This window comes from Pyrodictium occultum (assembly GCF_001462395.1).
Classification (GTDB): domain Archaea; phylum Thermoproteota; class Thermoprotei_A; order Sulfolobales; family Pyrodictiaceae; genus Pyrodictium; species Pyrodictium occultum.
The window spans coordinates 768,436-784,625 of record NZ_LNTB01000001.1; the positions used below are offsets into that span (position 1 = coordinate 768,436).

Below are 16,190 nucleotides of genomic sequence, written 5' to 3' on the forward strand. Positions count from 1 at the left end.
GGCACCTGGGGGTCAGCACGGCCTCCCTGCTCACTCCGGCCGGGGGTTCCAGGGCTCCCCGCCGGTCGCCGGGGGTTCAAGCAGTTATCAAGAGCTACATCATCCCTCCGGGGCTTCTCCCCTACTCCCTCTTCACAAGCCTCTCCGGCTTGTAGAGCTTTGCGGCGGCGGCCACAGAGACCGCGGCGAGCACCGATATGACAAGCGTGTGGGCCAGTGCTGCCCCCGTGTAGCCTAGGGCATAGTCTTCAATTGCCTCGGCGGTATGGATGTAGGGTATAGCATAGAGCAGTATTCTTATCCACTCCGGGAGCGTGTTTAGATCCACGAAGAGCACCGAGAAGAACACCATGAGCGCCGCGCTTGTCACGAGGCTCGTCGCGAGGATTGCCGCCCTCTGACCCGGCACCAGCAGGGTTAGGAGCATTGTAAACGAGGCCGTCACAATAATGGCCAGCACGACCTGGAGAGCGTGGAACAGTATCATATCGGGCCCTACCGTGGCCGAGACGGCCTCGGCATAAGCCACTGCTGCCAGCGCGTCGAGCCCGCCTGCAAGGAGGGCGGCCGTGATGGACCCCAGAGTCTTGCCCAGCACTAGCTCGACGCCAGTGATAGGGGTCACAGCGAGCACTTCCCCCGTCCCCCGGGCCCTCTCCCTGGTTATGGAGTCTGATACGGCCATAGCAGCAGGGTTGAGCAGGAAGAACACTGAGAACGCTAGGAACCTGGCGACGCTGGCCCTCTCCTCCAGCTGCGGCGGGGCCCTCTGCCCGGTAGCGGTGACCGTCTCCGACACTACCTCAACCGGGTGGAGTACGTGGGCGACGTCAATCCGCCGGCCAGCTAGGCTGGCCAGCTTCTCTACCCGCTGCAGCGCGAGCCTCTCGGAGAACTTGGAGACCACACTGTAGGCTAGGCTCAGCGCGTCACTGGCAGCGGGGTTGCCCACAACCTGGTACACCATTATGACGACAGGCTTGTCTATTGCCGTGGCGTTCGCGCTAAATCCTGGGGGCAGCGCTATGGCCGCTACTGCTCCCCGCGGTGGCCTGCAGCTGGAGCTGTTGACAATAGCAGCCCTGAACCCGGGGCTGCCGGCGAACACGTCGTAGAGGCTCCTGGCCAGGCTCTCAGCCGGGGCGCCCCGGTCGCACACGACTATGGCTACGAGGGCTGCCTGCTGCGTCTTCAGCCCGGTAACCAGGAGCCCCAGGAGGGGGAAGAGGAAGGCCGATATCGCCATTAGCGCTAGGCTCCTCCTGTCACGTAGCAGCTCTAGGGCCTCCTTCCTAGCTAGCACGGCGAGCCGGTAGCTGTGGACGAGCCGTGCCACTCCACCTCACCGCCCCAGCGTGGCCTTTACGAAGGCCTCCTCCAGGTCCCTGGCGCCGTACCTCTCCACCAGCTCCCGGGGCTCGCCCTCGTCCACTACCATGCCGCGGGCCATGAAGGCTACACGGTCGGCGAGCCTCTCAACCTCGAGCATGTTGTGGCTGGTAACGAGCACAGCCCGGCCCTCGCTCGTCGCCCGGCGTATCAGCTGCCTTATCCTCACGGCGGCGTACACGTCTAGCCCGGAGGTGGGCTCGTCTAGGACCAGCAGGGGCGTTTCAAGGGCGAGTGCCAGCGCCAGCACAAGCCTCCTCTTCATGCCCTTGCTGTAGCTCTCCACGGGCCTGTTGAGGTGCTCCCCGAGCTCCGAGAGCCTGGAGGCCCTCTCAACAATCTCCTCCGCCTCCCTTGGCAACCCGGTGTAGAGGGCGGCGTAGAACCAGAGATGCTCGTACCCGGTGAGCCGGGGATATACGGCGGTCTCCTCGGGGACGTAGGCGGCGAGCCCATAGGCGCCCCGGGCCCGGTAGGGATCCACGCCGCAGATCCTAACCCTGCCCTCGTCAGGCTTGTAGATGCCGAGTATCATCCTCAGCGTTGTGGTCTTCCCTGCCCCGTTTGGCCCGACTAGCGCGAACACACTGCCCGCGGGAACCCTCAGGGAGATGGGCCCTATAACCGGGCCCCGCCGGAACCGCTTGACGAGCCCCTCCGCGGCCAGAACCTCGCCCCTACATCGCCTGGCTGGCTTCAAGCGTGGCAGCCCCTTTCCTCGGAGGCGCGAGCACCACTATGGTCTTCTCGCTTGGCAGCTCCTCGCGGCTCAGCTCCAGCGTGTTGGAGTCTAGGCGTACTACACGCCACTTCTTAGCGTAGCGTAGCAGCTCGTCAAGAGGCTCCAAGGGGAGCTGTATGCCCGGCAGCCAGTAGTGCATAGGCACCACTACCCGTGCCCCCAGGGCCTCGGCGGCCTCAAGCGCCTGCCTGGGATGCAGCGTGTACACATCGCCGGCGGGTATGAGGGCTACGTCAACCTTGCCTATGGCCTCAGCCTCCTCCTCGCGCAGTGCGCGGCCAAGATCGCTTAGATGCACCAGGCTCAGCCCCTCGGCCTCAACCCGGTAGGCTACCACGAAGCCCCTCAGCCTGCCCTCAAACTCGTCGTGGGGCAGCCTCACACCCCGGACCCGGAAAGGGCCCAGCTCGAAGTCCCCGGTCTCCTCCCTCACAACCACCGTGTGCTTGCCCGAGACCTTCTCCACGGCATTGTGGTCGTAGTGCTCGTGCGTCACCAGGACGTAGTCGGCAACAACCATGGGCGCCTCGAAGCCGACGCCAAGGCTGCCCCCGTCGTGGGGGTCTATTACCAGCCTCTTGCCGCCAGCCTCTATCTCGAAGCAGGCGTGCAGCCACCATCTCAGCTTGAGCGGCATTTTGCCCTACCTGCCTGCCCCCTTGCTGCTCCCTCGACGGCCCTGGTGGGGGCCTCTCCGCTGAGAAGGGGGCGCGTGCCCCTGGTAGGGCTATAAAGAGGATCCCTCGCCGGCGGCTAGCTTGAGAGCACGTCGCTGAGCGCTCTGACCTGCGCCTTAGCCTGGCTTCTGGCGGTGTTGGTAAGGATGTAGCGGCAGTATATTCTGCCGTCCCTCTCTATGCACTCTATCTGGTCGGATGGCAGCTTGGCCAGCTCCTCTGCCTTTAGGGTTAACTTGGCGTCGAGGGCCCTGGCTATCCTTCTCTCGTAGCCCTTCTGGCTAAGCGAGGAGGCAGCTGTGTATATCTCCACGGCCTTCGAGGGGTCCTCGAACTCCAGGAGGCCGCTGCGCCAGAGGACGGCCAGGTAGGCGGCAGACGCCTTGTAGTCCCCCACCAGGTCGGCGAACTCGCGGAAGCTGGGCTTGGTGCCGCGCGACTTGGCTGCAAGCACTGAGCGGAATAGCGCGTACTCTAGCCTTGCCAGCTTGCCCTCGTCGACCTCGAGGATCTTCTTGCTGGGGGTGCGGATCCTGATCCGGGGCCTTGGAAGGGCGTAGACCTTTAACTGGAACCGCCCGGCACTCAGGGCCTTGCGGGCCTCCTCTATGCCCGATTCCACGAGCCGGGCCAGGTCCAGCGTAGGGGCGGCCGACACGCCTCGGCACCCCCGTGCCGGATATTCCCCTGTGGCATTGCGTCCTGGAGGTGTCCCTCTTATTCAACCCAGCGGTGCACCCCAGGAGTCCGGGGCCAAGGGTCTATGTGTGAGGGTGCAGGGAGGCTGCTATGCCGCGTGAACGGGCTCTAAGCAAGCTTAATAACATAATTAACGCTATAAATGAGCGGCTTACCTATGTCGAGCGCTGGCTCGTCATAAGCACGGCTACAGCTATAATATCGTCGCTAGCCATCGGCCTATTCTATGTAATGCTGCACATAGTGACCTTCATTATGTCGCACCTACATGGGCTCAATTTCGCGCTGGGCCTCCACGGAGTCTCCGACTACGCCATAATAGCCCTCAAGAGCCGGAACAAGTATATAATACCCTTAACCGTTGTAGCTGGCGCCGCCCTAGCAGCGGTCATAGTCTACCGCTGGGCGCCAGAGGCCGAGGGCGGAGGCACCGACGCCATAGTTGAAGCCTACCACCACGGGGCAGGTATAGTTAGGCCCAGGGTTGCCCTAGTCAAGGCGGTGGCCTCCGCCCTGCTCCTCGGCACCGGGGGGAGCGGGGGCCCCGAGGGCCCGGCGGTCCAGATAGGCGGCGCCGCCGGCTCCTTTGCCTCAATGCTCCTAAGGCTCAGCGTTGAGGAGAGAAAGATAGCTGTCATAGCAGGCGTGGCTGCAGCCCTCTCATTTATATTCAAGAGCCCGGTGGGTGCTGCGATATTCGCTGTGGAGGTGCTCTACGAGCAGGACATGGAGGTTGCTGCGCTCATCCCGTCGCTCTTCGCATCGGTTATAGCGTATGCACTCTCGCTGCACATACTGGGGCCCGAGTACAGGCTACCCTCCATAGCAGTCAGCAACATTCTCAACCTCTACAGCATCAGCGCTGTGGCCTCATACATACTCCTCGGGCTGTTCGTCGCACCCTTCGCCTACCTCTACGTATTCACCTTCCGCCGGATCAGGGAGAGTATGAACACACTAGTGGAGAAGAGGAAGATTCCAGTGTATGTTAAGCCCGTCATAGGCGCCCTCTTTGTCGGCACGATAGGCCTTCTGGTGCCACACATACTGGGCACGGGGGAGGAGCTCCTCACAGAGATGCTCAGGGCGTTCCAGTCGATAGGAGAAGCCAGCGTGGCAAGGATTCTCGGGAGCCTCCACGTAGGCCTGCTCATGGCCCTATTCCTGCTGGCGGTGCTAAAGATATTGGCCACGTCACTTACCGTCGGCAGCGGCGGCAGCGGCGGCCTCCTAGCCCCAGGCCTCTACGCCGGCGCCATGGTTGGGGAGCTATTCGGCCTCATCATGGAGGGCCATACCACTGTCAGGCCCGCGCTCTACGCCTACCTAGGCATGGCCGCCCTCTTCGGCGCGGCCTCCAAGGTTCCGGTCGGCCTCTCCTTCCTGGTGGCCGAGATAGGGGGCAGCCCGGCACTCATAGTGCCCGCATTGATAACCTCCCTGACAGCCTCGCTGGCTACGCGCGGCATAACTATAGTGGAGTCCCAGCTGCCGCACCCCATATCCCCGCGCATATTCACTGCTGAGTCACTGCTCCAGCTCATACGGGAGTATGGTGTGTGCATCCCGGTAGACAAATTAGTTAACAAGAGCCCCATCACTGCCAACTGGAATGAGAAGCTGGGCGAGGCAATCCACAAGATGATCAACAGCCGTCAGCACATAATACCGGTGGTGGATGATAATGGGCGTGTGGTTGGCGTCCTGGATCCCGGCTACGCCGGCCTAGACCTGCGCTACGCTCTCCGCTCCAATGAGCCGGTTGCGGAGGTCTCGCTCTCGCAGGCCCCTCTGGTGAGGCTAGGCGACTGTGTGACGAGGGCCCTGGAGCAGATGGTCCTCTATGGTACCGACTATGTCATAGTAGTGGATAATATGCTCCGGTACGTGGGGGTCGTCACCCTAGAGGATCTCGTTAGAACCTTGTTCCCGATGATCATAGGGAGGCTGAGGCAGGAGAGGGGTGTACTCACCAGCCAGGCTGGCCATGGGCTGCAAGCCGGATAAACCCCGGAGAGGTCCCCCGGGTATTCACCTGGGAGGCAGTGATGTGGAATCCGGGAGCGTAGATCAGTGCATCCCGGATGCAGACCGCATACTAGGCTGAGCCTCCACCCCTCCCGCCGTCTAGGTGGTCTAGACCGCCTGGTGATGCTCGGCCGTGGCTATCGACTTCCAGCCTATGAGCGGCAAGGCCTCCAGCAGGGCCGCCCGCTACGACACCGTGCTAGTGGTAGCGCCCCTCCTGGACGCGCTACCCCGCATAGAGGCGTACAAGATGCTCGGAGTCGAGAGGGTGGAGGCCTATCCCCTCTCCCCCAGCGACTCCCCGACACTCTTCTCCCTCCTCGGGGTAGTAGCTTGGCTACGCCGCCACGCCTCCCGGGGGAGGGTGCTCGTAGAAGGCTATGGTGGTGAGGCCCTTCTAGAGGCGGCGTACATGATTGTTGAGGGTGAGCTAGGGCTCAGCAGTCTCTCCCGTGTCGCGTCTAGGCTGCTGAGCTCCCTCCACCTCCGCTCTCTCGTCCACCTCGCAGCCCTCGCCGAGGCGGGCGTCGATCTGGCAAGGGAGGCTGAGAGGCATCTAGAGGATGCCTTCACCGGCGGCGACGCCTACGCGTCCTCGGCGCTGGAGCACTCTCTGGACCTTGCAGCACAGCTGGGGCTCCTCGGCGGCTGCATCCTTCATCTATACGAGCACGTGGCTCGGGGTAGGAGGCTGCAGCCGTCCAGCATCTGCGGGCTCCTCGCAGAGGCGGGGAGGAGGCTGGACTATATGAAGACCGGCGCGGTGAAGACTGTGGCGATAGTGGGCGGGCGGCAGGGCTCCCGCGTGCTTCTCGGCTGCCGCCTCCTGCTGCGCGACGAGGAATGCTGGCCCGAGGCTAGGGAGGCGGAGGAGGTGATAAGGCGAGTGCTGGCTGCCCGCGGCTACTCGCTCTCCCGGGTCCTCCTCGTGGACCCGGAGGAGGCTGCATGCATCGCGTACGGCAGCCGCTACGGCTATCCCTGCGGCTAGCGCTGGGAGGTGGTACAGCACTGGGGAGGAGAAGCCCCAGGGGCAGGCTCATAGCCGGGGTGGACGAGGCCGGCCGGGGCCCAGTCATAGGCCCCATGGTGGTTGCAGGGGTTGTGGTGGACGAGGCTTCTCTGGAGAGGCTAGCGGAGCTAGGCGTTAGGGACAGCAAGGAGCTCTCGCCGGTGCAGCGGCGCCGCCTGCTCCCCGAGATACTGAGGCTAGCCAAGTACGTGGTCGTGGTCAAGCTCCCGCCAGCCCTCATAGACATGGTTAACCTCAACAGGCTGGAGCTGGAGACCATAGCCTACATACTCGGCCGGGTCCGGAGCGTGCTGGGCAGGGTTGACGCGGTCTACCTTGACGCCGTCGGCCCGGTGGACAAGATGGTTAGCGAGATAAGAAGGCTCACGGGGCTGGGAGCCCCGATAGTTGCAGAGCCCCGCGCCGACGCAAAGTACCCAGCGGTGTCGGCGGCCAGCATAGTAGCCAAGGTGGCCCGCGACGAGGAGATTGAGAGGCTCCGCCGCCTCTACGGGGTGAGGGGCTCCGGCTACCCCACTGACCCGGAGACCCTTGAGTGGATAAGGGAGGCCTACCGTCGGAGCCCCAGCCAGCCGCCATGGTTCGTGAGGCGCTCCTGGTCCACGCTCCGCCGGGTAGCGCCGGGCTGGTATAGGGCCAAGAGCCAGACTAGCACCGCTCAAGGCAGGAGGCGGTCCCTCCTAGACTATCTCGAGGGCAGTAGTGCCAGAAACTAGGGGCCGGGGAGGCTCAGTTACGGCCACACTCTTCACCCCCTCCGAGGGGCTCTGGTAAGCCCACCTATCATCACGGCCCGCGTGGTGCGCGGCCCCTCGGAGGGGGTGGCAGGCCAGATTAGGGGTCCTTCTCTCCTCCGCGGGCTCCTCCAGGGCCGGCGTCCTGGATGTGCTGGCAGGGTCTGGCAGGCGGCGTGATGCATTATGGACAAGGTGGCCAGGGCGATTATAGACTTTAGCGCCAAGGTGCTGCATACGGTTATGACGAGGCATGTGAGCCATGATAAGGCGTACCAGGAGGCCATAAGAGAGCTCCGGAAGGCGGCCCGCTATGTGCCTCCACGCGTGCTCTACAGGGTTTCCCACGACATAGTGTCGGACTACTACCTCCTCCGGTACGCGGAGCAGAAGATCTACGGCAGCCGGGGCAGCGCGAGGAGAATGGCCAGGCTCTGGCTCCTCCTCCGGGGCTTAGAGTCCGAGCATCTAGCTGGCTACGTGGAGAGCGTTGAGAGGCTCCGGCGGAAGCTGTCCAAGAGCCTACCCCGGCAGGTGGAGAGCGTCGAGGAGCTTCTAGAGCGCGTGGAGGATGAGGCCCTCCGCCTCTCAGTCAAGTACTCCTACCCACGCTGGTTCGTAGAGATATTCCTTGAGCTGCTGGGCAGGAGTGAGACCGAGAGGCTCCTAGCCGCGCTCAACACGGAGAAGTGGTGGATAAGGGTGAACACGCTCAAGACCGACGTGGATATCGTGGCTCAGCGGCTCCTGGATAAGGGCGTGATTGTACGCAGGGACCCCGACCTCCCCTACATGCTCGAAGTGGTGGACTTCAGCGAGCCCCTCCACCACCTGGAGGAGATGTGGAGGGGCGAGATAGTCTTCCAGGACAAGGCGTCTGCCCTCGTGGTTGAAGCCCTCGAGCCGGAGCCGGGGGACGTGATACTGGACATGGCAGCCGCCCCTGGGGTCAAGGACTCCCTCATAATGCAGCTAACCGGCAACCGCGCCAGGATAATAGCGGTAGACGTTTCCTGGGAGAGGCTGAAGAGAACGAGAAGGCTTCTCCACCTCTACGGGGTAGACATGTCCAGGGTTGAGCTGCTTCACGCAGACTCGCGCTTCATGGCGCTGAGGCTCCCCCCGGGCAAGATAATCCTCGACGCGCCGTGCACTAGCAGCGGAGCCGTCGGCAAGGACCCGGCGATAAAGATGCATCTCGAGGATCTCTCATGGGTCCAGAGGTTCCCCCGGATACAAAGGGAGATGCTGCAGAGGGCGCTAAGCCTCGGCCCAGAATACGTGGTGTATGCTGTCTGTAGTGTACTCCCATTCGAGGGCGAGGAGCACATAGCAGCCCTCGAGGCGGGTATCGAGCTGGAGGAGCCGCCGATCCCCGGAGCCCCGGGCTACAGTCCCTACGCTTTCCGGAGTCAGGTGCGCAGGCTCCTACCCCACCTCCACGGCACGCAGGGCTTCTTCATAGCGAGGCTGAGGCGCCGCGGAGGAGGCGGGTAAATGGAGAGGAATGCTGTGGCGGCGTGCAATCCGTCACCCGGCTCACCCCATGGGCCCGCCGCCACGGCGGCGTTGCCGGGGCCCTGACCCCCGCTGCCACGGGTAGGGGCCCGGGGGGGGGCCGCGGGCTATATGGTGTGTGCTTAGCTGAGGTCCCTGGGCTGCCCCGTAGAAAAGCCCTGGGGTGGTTAGAAGAGCCTACGCCTCCTAGGTGCCCTGGGCCTGGAGAGCACAGTGGTCAGCTCTATCTGCGCGTCAAGCGCCGCTATCTTGGGCTTTAGCTCCTCCACGGCCGCCCGGAGCTTCTCGTAGAACTCGGGGTCTACACCCTTCTTCTCCAGAAACTCCTTGCCGTCATTGGTTAGCCTCAGCTTCTTCGTCCTGGGATCGGTCTCCGCGAAGCCCACGTAGAGCAGAGCTATGATGTCCTCGTGCAACTCCTTGGAGGTAGGCACGTCGCCTACCATGAAGAAGTTATAGCCCAGGTTTATCCCCTTCTCGTTCTGGAGCCAGTATACGAGGTGCGCCAGGCTCCTCTCATATATACCCCCCTGATCCTCCATAGCCTTGAGCACTAGGAGTAGCTTCCTCTTCCTCTCGTCCCTCTCAATCTGCTCCCTTGTCACAGCCGGCCTGGATACTATAACGAGCTCCTTCTTGGTGCCGCCCACGGGCTCCTTCTTCCTACCGCTGGTCTTCGCCAACGAATCTCACCCCATCCTTCCGCAGGCTTCGGAGTCCCCGCTGGAATAGCAGGGGCGTACGGGGCTAAAACAGTGGCCCAGAGGGGGAGCGCCCTGCACCCCCTGGACGAGGAGGAGTTCGGAGCGCCGGACTCTCATCACCCGGGGGCCGGCGTCAGCCTCTAGTGCACTCCACACCCAGGGCCCTGCAAGCCGGCGAGCCGGGGGATTGTCGGCCGAGTGCAGGAGGCCGAGGGTGTACGTGGATGAGAGGGAGCGGGGCAGCGGGGTCCCAGAGGCCCTAGCCGAGCTAGGCGCGGCCGTGGTCTACACTATGGCCGGGGTCGGGGACTATATAGTGTCGGACCGCGTGGCCATAGAGAGGAAGACGGTGCGTGACCTGGCCGAAAGCCTCTTCGACGGCAGGCTATTCGACCAGGCTAGGAGGCTGAGCGAGCACTACGAGATACCCGTCCTCATAGTTGAGGGCGACCCCGGGAAGATCGAGGAGTACACCACCAGGGGCATGCAGGCCAGGATGGCGCTAGCCTCGCTATCCATAGAGCACGGGGTACGAGTCCTCTGGAGCGCCAACCAGCGTGAGACGGCTAGGATGATATACAGTATAGCCTGCCGCGAGCAGTACGGGAGCAAGCGGAGCGTAGTGGTGCACAGGAAGCCTAGGCTGGAGAAGCTGTGGATGCAGCAGCTCTACGTGGTCCAGAGCCTCCCCGGTGTGGGCCCAAGGCTGGCGGAGAAGCTGCTCGAGAGGCTCGGCAGCATAGAGGCAATATGCAGGGCCTCTGTGGTCGAGCTCGAGAGGATCCTGGGCTATGAGAGGGCCCAGCGCGTCTACAGGGTGATACATGCCCCCTACAAGCCCCCGGGGAGGGGCAAGGAAGGGGGTGAGGGCCGGAGCCCCTGAGGGAAGAGGCCTCAGAGTGTACTTATAACCCGGAGACCGCCGGGTCCCCAGCCCCGGGTAGGGTAGGCTATGCGAGTAAAGCATGTAGACGAGATACTGAGGATAATGAGAAACATTGAGCAGATCAGAAATATAGGTATCGTGGCCCACGTGGACCATGGCAAGACTACTACTAGCGACTCGCTGCTCGCAGCCGCGGGTATAATCTCGCAGCGTATCGCCGGCGAGGCCCTTGCGCTCGACTACCTGAAGGTGGAGCAGCAGCGCGGTATAACCGTGAAGTCCGCCAACATAAGCCTCTACCACGAGTACCAGGGCAAGCCCTACGTGATAAACCTGGTAGACACGCCGGGCCACGTGGACTTCTCCGGCCACGTGACAAGGAGCCTCCGCATGATGGACGGCTCCGTGGTGGTTGTAGACGCTGTCGAGGGCGTGATGCCCCAGACGGAGACCGTGCTGCGCCAGAGCCTTGAGGAGCGTGTACGCCCCATACTCTTCATAAACAAGGTCGACAGGCTGATCAAGGAGCTTAAGTACACCCCCCAGCAGATACAGCAGCGCTTCGTAGAGATAATAAAGGAGGTAAACCACCTGATCAGCCTCTACGCTGACCCGGAGTTCAAGAAGAAGTGGCAGCTAGACCCTGCCAGCGGCATGGTGATATTCGGCAGCGCGAGGGACAAGTGGGGCATAAGCATACCTCTCGCCCAGAAGCGCGGCATAAAGTTCAGCGACATCATAGAGGCCTACAAGCGTGGCAAGGAGGCAGTGGAGGAGTTCGCCACCAAGGTGGCCCCCCTCCACGAAGCACTCCTGGACGCTGTCGTGAAGTTCATACCCAACCCTAGGGAGGCCCAGAGGTACCGTATCCCCAAGATCTGGAAGGGCGACATAAACAGTGAAGTTGGCAAGGCTATGCTAGAGGCTGACCCCAACGGGCCCCTAGTGTACGCCATCTCGTTCATGAGGGTCGACCCGAAGATACGCCGCCTCGTGGCTACCGGCCGCATATTCAGCGGCACCCTCCACCAGGGCGATGAGGTATGGCTTGTGAACGCTAGGAAGAACGCCAAGGTGCTGCAGGTAAGCATCTACATGGGCCCCGACCGCGAGGTTGTGGATGAGATACCTGCCGGCAACATAGCTGCAGCGCTCGGCCTCGAGGACGCCAGGGCCGGCGAGACGGCTGTAGCGACAAGCCTCAAGGACAAGGTGCCGCCGTTCGAGAAGCTCCACTACGTCTCCGAGCCCGTGGTGACGGTTGCCATCGAGCCCAAGAACCCCAAGGACCTGCCGAAGCTCATAGACGCCCTCTACAAGCTGAGCATAGAGGACCCGACTATACAGGTTAAGATCAACCAGGAGACCGGCGAGTACCTCCTCAGCGGTATGGGCCCGCTCCACATAGAGATAGCCACCTGGTGGCTCAAGGAGACCTTCGGCATAGAGGTGAAGACCAGCCCGCCGATAGTCGTGTACCGCGAGACCGTGAGGGCTAAGAGCCAGGTGTTCGAGGGCAAGAGCCCCAACAAGCACAACAAGCTCTACATAAGTGTTGAGCCTCTCAACGAGGAGACCATAAAGCTTATACACAACGGCGAGGTAACCGAGGACCAGGACGTCTATGAGAGAGCCAAGATACTCAAGGAGAAGGCCGGCTGGGACTACGACGAGGCCAAGAGGATATGGGCTATCGACGAGAACATCAACGTGTTCGTCGACAGGACCACCGGTATACAGCACCTCCGCGAGGTGAAGGACACCATAATCCAGGGCTTCCGCCTGGCAATGAAGGAGGGCCCGCTGGCCAAGGAGCCGGTCAGGGGCGTCAAGGTAGTGCTCCACGACGCCGTGATCCACGAGGACCCTGCTCACCGCGGCCCCGCGCAGATCTACCCGGCAGTGCGCAACGCCATCTACGCGGGCATGCTGACCGCTAAGCCGACGCTGCTGGAGCCCCTGCAGAAGCTCGACATACGCGTGCCGCAGGAGTATGTGAGCAACGTGATAGCGGTCATATCGAGGAAGCGCGGCAAGATACTGGACATGAAGGAGTACGGCGTAATGATGAGGGTCCTGGCGGAGATACCCGTGGCAGAGAGCTTCGACCTAGCGGCAGAGCTTAGGAGCGCCACCCAGGGCAGGGCCTTCTGGGGCACCGAGTTCAGCCGCTGGGCGCCACTACCCGACAACATGCTGATGGATGTCGTTAGGAAGATACGCGAGAGGAAAGGCCTGCCTCCGGAGCCGCCGAAGCCCGAGGACTTCATAACCCCCTACTAGGCCGGCAGGCCTCCGCCTAGGCCCCTGCAGCGGCACAGACCCGCCGCGCTGGTGCATGCCTTTTATATTCCCAATCCGTTCTACATAGGTTATGGAGATGTAGCGTGGTCCTCCTCTTCCGCCGTAGGAGAGTCCCCCTACGCGCGCAGGACATTATGACCGAGCAGCCGGTTACAGTAGGCCTCAACACCAGCATTAGGGACGTGGCCCAGCTTATGAGGAAGAATCGTATCGGCAGCGTTCTGGTCGTCGACGAGGAGGGCAAGCTCCGAGGCATAGTCACCGAGAGAGACATAGTATTTGCCTGCTCGGAGGGCTGGGACCCTAACACTAAGCAGGCCTGGGAGATAATGACAGAGGACCCTATAGCCGTTAAGCCCGACGAGGACATAGTTGATGTCATAAAGAAGATGCGTGACGCTAACGTCCGCCACCTGCCGGTCGTCGATGACGAGGGTAAGCCTATCGGGATAATATCGGCGCGGGATATAATGGACACCATACTCACGCTTGCTGGGCTCGGGATGCTCCACGAGCTGTTGAGAGAGTAGCGGAGCCTGAAGAGAGGCTTCTAGCCGGCTGCCAGCTTCTCCACCAGCTCCCCCAGGTAGTCTTTTACCTGCTTCCTCGCCGCCCGGTCCGTGGTGGTAGGCTTCTCGGGGAATGGGTTGGCCCAGCCGGCTAGCCCCGCTAGGAGCGCGGGGAGGCCGCGGCGCAGCCCGGCGGAGTAGCCTCCCTCGAGGACGAGGAGCACCGGGGCCCCCAGCCCGGCGAGCCTTCTGCCCAGGGCGTGGTAGCCGGCGGTGGTGAGCCGGAGCGAGCCCAGCTCGTCGTCCCAGTAGGCGTCCAGCCCGGCGTCAACCACTACTATATCGGGCGCCGTGGCGCGCTCCAGGTAGAGCGCCAGCAGCGCGTCCAGGGCCTCAAGGTACGCGTCGTCCCCGGTTCCCGGCGGCAGGGGCAGGTTTAGCTTGGTTCCCCTTCCCTCGCCTTCTCCGGTCTGCCAGGGCCAGCCGCTGCCCGGGTATATAGTGGAGGGGTCCTGATGCAAGTCTATATGGTACACGGGCTTGTCGTAGAGTATGTCCTGGGTACCGTTGCCATGGTGGAGGTCTATATCCACTACTAGGGGCTGGTAGCCGAGCCGGTGGAGCGTGAGAGCCGCTAGCGCTGATACATTGAATATGCAGAAGCCCAGGGTGGGAGCCCCCATAGCCCGCCCGAAGAACCCCGCATGATGGCCCGGGGGCCTGCCGAGCACCAGGGCCACCCTGCACTCGCCCCTCAGCAGGCTCTCCGCCGCGTCAAGTACAGCGGCTGCATAGGCCTCGGCGGCGAGGGGCGTGCCCGGGGACACGTAGGTGTCGGGGTCCAGGTAGCCGCCGCCCCGCATGGCGAGCTCTAGCACAGCCGTTATGTAGTCTGGGCTGTGAACCTCCCTGAACACATATAGGCCCCTGCGGCGGGGCGGCGTCCTATGCTCCGCCAGGCTCCAGATGCCGGACTCTACAAGCCCCTCCACCGCCTGGTCCAGCCTCTCCGGCGCCTCCATGTGGTAGCCGTAGGGGGGCTCGTGGAGCTTGAACACGGGGTCGTAGTAGATGCAGAAGCCGCTCATCCCGGGCGCAGCCCTCCAGGGCTATGCCCGGCTCCTCCTGGGAGGAAGCTGCATAAGAGGGCTCGTGGCGCCATGGAGCCTCGGTGGCCCCGGGGGGGCCTATCGAGGGGTCGGGGATTGCAAGAGAGCGGCTGCGAGCAGTTGACGAGGATCATCTACGAGCTGCCTGGCCTCCGCCTTACCCTGGGGGTCAGCCGGGGCCGGAGCTGCGTCATGGGCGGCGCGGGCTGGGTGGAGGCCTCCATAGGCCTGGACGTGGTTGAGGCGGATGTAGAGGAGTCCCTCCTCGGCGAGCTGCTGGCCTCCCTGCTCCTCCTAGAGCCAGCCGGCATCGAGGGCGATGTGGAGGCCTACCGGCTCCTAGTCTCAAAGTACCTCGGCCGGGTCTTCGGCGAGGAGGCTGGGAGGCTCCGGAGGCTCCTGGCCAGGAGCTTCGAGAGGCTCTACGTGGCCGACATATACCCCGCTGTAGCCCGCATGTCTAGGCTTCAGCGCATCTACCCCTGGCTCCGGATAGCCTACTCGGCCGCGCTTCAGCGTAGCAGCTACTACTCCTGGCTCCGCCGCCTCCTCCGGGAGACCGTCCTGGCCGGCGTGGACACCCATAGCCGCTGGATCCCGGCAAAGCTCATAGCCTCGAAGGGGAAGAGTCACCCCCTCATCAACAGGCTAGGCGAGGCTGCTAGGGCTATAGGGGTGCTGGGAAGCTTCGCCCAGCAAGCCTTTCTCCCCCTCCTCAGGGCCCTGCCCCAGAGCCTCCTCATGGAGAGCATAGGCCAGAAGCCCCACCCGCTCACGAGCGACCCCCTCCTCCTGGCCAGGCTGGACTCGGCGAGGCTCGCTACGAAGCTGGTTAGCTTCGAGGACCAGCTATACGCGATAACCGGGGTGAAGAGGCTCCTAGACAGCCTAAAGCTCCGCCGGAAGAGCATTGTTAGAAGCGTGTTAGTGCTAGGAACAGGAGACTTCAAGCCAGCAGTGGTCAAGCGCTATATAGACTTGAGCGCGGTCAAGTGGATCGTGGCATCTGTCGCCTCCCTCCCGCTCCCGAAGCCTAGGCTCAGGCCCCTCGCCCGGCTCGACGCCGAGTACTACTACAACAGGCTGCTGGCCGAGAAGGGCTTCCACGTGCCCCACCCCCTCCTAGTTGACCCGAGGCGCAGACTAGCAGCCTACAGCTACATAGAGGGCAGCGACCTCATAGCCCTGCTCCAGAGGGACCCTGCACCAGAGCCCTACCGGGAGGCCGGAAGGCTCCTGGCAAGGCTACACCGTAGCGGGGTGGCCCTCTGGGACGCTAATCCAGGCAACTTCGTCTACGACGGCGAGAACCTGTACCTAGTGGACCTGGAGCAGGCCCGGGGGCTGAGGGGCATCGGGGAAGCAGCCTGGGACATAGCCATGGCGTCATACTACTCCCTCATATACGCGCCGCGGAGCGGCCCCGAGAGAGCCGCCATGATAGCCTCCGGCTACCTCGAGGCAGGCGGCGGCAGAGAGGTCCTCCTAGAAGCCGCAAAGTACAAGTACATGGCACCCTTCCTGGCCGCTGCCCCGCCCAACCTGCTGGAGAGGACGCGTAGAGCCCTCCTCGCCGCAGCCCAGGGGAACCAGCCTTAACCCCCAGAGGCGCCCTGCAGACAGGCCCTCGGATGCAGGGGAGGCATAGTCATGGCGGGCGCTAGGGCGTGCCCAGTCTGTGGCAAGGGCATGTACAGAAGGAAGGCGCTGCTGGAGCACATAAAAAGGGTTCACGGCTGGTACTTCAAGGAGTTCATAGAGCCCAAGGGCAAGGGTGGAGGAGGCGGCGCCAAGAAGAAGAAGGAGAAGTAGCCCCGCCAGCCTCGCCCAGGTTTTAGAAGGGGCTCCAGCCCCTGCA

General features: G+C 63.1%; 15 protein-coding genes. 9 read left to right on the forward strand and 6 right to left on the reverse strand.

Annotation, left to right across the window (positions count from 1 at the left end):
* Positions 1-121: 121 nt before the first annotated feature.
* From CF15_RS04165 to CF15_RS04180, 4 genes are all read right to left on the reverse strand, one after another.
* Positions 122-1,336, reverse strand: coding sequence for an ABC transporter permease (locus CF15_RS04165; RefSeq protein ID WP_058370670.1), 1,215 nt, complete (start codon positions 1,334-1,336; stop codon positions 122-124).
* Between the two features lie 6 nt (positions 1,337-1,342).
* The gene (locus CF15_RS04170; RefSeq protein ID WP_058370671.1) at positions 1,343-2,089 is read right to left on the reverse strand and encodes an ABC transporter ATP-binding protein; all 747 of its coding nucleotides are present in this window, start codon (positions 2,087-2,089) and stop codon (positions 1,343-1,345) included.
* Positions 2,067-2,768, reverse strand: coding sequence for an MBL fold metallo-hydrolase (locus CF15_RS04175; protein WP_058370672.1), 702 nt, complete (start codon positions 2,766-2,768; stop codon positions 2,067-2,069). Before CF15_RS04175 ends, CF15_RS04170 begins: the two co-directional genes overlap by 23 nt.
* 116 nt (positions 2,769-2,884) lie before the next feature.
* The gene (locus tag CF15_RS04180; protein ID WP_058370673.1) at positions 2,885-3,466 is read right to left on the reverse strand and encodes a hypothetical protein; all 582 of its coding nucleotides are present in this window, start codon (positions 3,464-3,466) and stop codon (positions 2,885-2,887) included.
* Between the two features lie 131 nt (positions 3,467-3,597).
* On the opposite strand from CF15_RS04180, the gene CF15_RS04185 reads away from it, so the two are divergent.
* From CF15_RS04185 to CF15_RS04200, 4 genes are all read left to right on the forward strand, one after another.
* On the forward strand, positions 3,598-5,514 hold the full coding sequence (locus CF15_RS04185; RefSeq protein WP_058370674.1) for a chloride channel protein: 1,917 nt from the start codon (positions 3,598-3,600) through the stop codon (positions 5,512-5,514).
* A gap of 154 nt (positions 5,515-5,668) precedes the next feature.
* Positions 5,669-6,526: a hypothetical protein gene (locus CF15_RS04190; RefSeq protein ID WP_058370675.1), complete on the forward strand. Its 858-nt coding sequence runs from the start codon at positions 5,669-5,671 to the stop codon at positions 6,524-6,526.
* Positions 6,484-7,284, forward strand: coding sequence for a ribonuclease HII (gene rnhB, locus CF15_RS04195; protein ID WP_168371261.1), 801 nt, complete (start codon positions 6,484-6,486; stop codon positions 7,282-7,284). Before CF15_RS04190 ends, rnhB begins: the two co-directional genes overlap by 43 nt.
* Before the next feature lie 204 nt (positions 7,285-7,488).
* The gene (locus CF15_RS04200; RefSeq protein ID WP_058370676.1) at positions 7,489-8,799 is read left to right on the forward strand and encodes an RsmB/NOP family class I SAM-dependent RNA methyltransferase; all 1,311 of its coding nucleotides are present in this window, start codon (positions 7,489-7,491) and stop codon (positions 8,797-8,799) included.
* A 188-nt stretch (positions 8,800-8,987) separates the two neighbouring features.
* Here the strand turns inward: CF15_RS04200 and CF15_RS04205 are convergent, their stop codons facing one another.
* Positions 8,988-9,503: a hypothetical protein gene (locus CF15_RS04205; RefSeq protein WP_058370677.1), complete on the reverse strand. Its 516-nt coding sequence runs from the start codon at positions 9,501-9,503 to the stop codon at positions 8,988-8,990.
* A 208-nt stretch (positions 9,504-9,711) separates the two neighbouring features.
* Here CF15_RS04205 and CF15_RS04210 point away from each other — a divergent pair, with 208 nt between their 5' ends.
* From CF15_RS04210 to CF15_RS04220, 3 genes are all read left to right on the forward strand, one after another.
* Entirely contained in the window at positions 9,712-10,407 is a 696-nt protein-coding gene (locus tag CF15_RS04210; protein WP_058370678.1) for an ERCC4 domain-containing protein, read from the forward strand.
* Between the two features lie 69 nt (positions 10,408-10,476).
* Positions 10,477-12,693 (forward strand): elongation factor EF-2, encoded by a 2,217-nt coding sequence (locus tag CF15_RS04215; RefSeq protein ID WP_058370679.1) that lies wholly within the window; start codon positions 10,477-10,479, stop codon positions 12,691-12,693.
* A 104-nt stretch (positions 12,694-12,797) separates the two neighbouring features.
* A complete protein-coding gene (locus tag CF15_RS04220) occupies positions 12,798-13,244 on the forward strand; it encodes a CBS domain-containing protein (RefSeq protein WP_236698121.1) in 447 nt (148 codons plus the stop codon).
* Between the two features lie 20 nt (positions 13,245-13,264).
* On the opposite strand, the gene CF15_RS04225 is transcribed toward CF15_RS04220, so the two are convergent.
* Positions 13,265-14,311: an arginase family protein gene (locus CF15_RS04225; protein WP_058370680.1), complete on the reverse strand. Its 1,047-nt coding sequence runs from the start codon at positions 14,309-14,311 to the stop codon at positions 13,265-13,267.
* 117 nt (positions 14,312-14,428) lie between these two features.
* On the opposite strand from CF15_RS04225, the gene CF15_RS04230 reads away from it, so the two are divergent.
* Together CF15_RS04230 and CF15_RS08830 are read left to right on the forward strand one after the other, a co-directional pair.
* A complete protein-coding gene (locus tag CF15_RS04230) occupies positions 14,429-15,931 on the forward strand; it encodes a phosphotransferase (protein ID WP_168371262.1) in 1,503 nt (500 codons plus the stop codon).
* Positions 15,932-15,982: 51 nt separating this feature from the next.
* Positions 15,983-16,144 (forward strand): hypothetical protein, encoded by a 162-nt coding sequence (locus CF15_RS08830; protein ID WP_168371263.1) that lies wholly within the window; start codon positions 15,983-15,985, stop codon positions 16,142-16,144.
* The last annotated feature ends 46 nt before the right edge of the window (positions 16,145-16,190 follow it).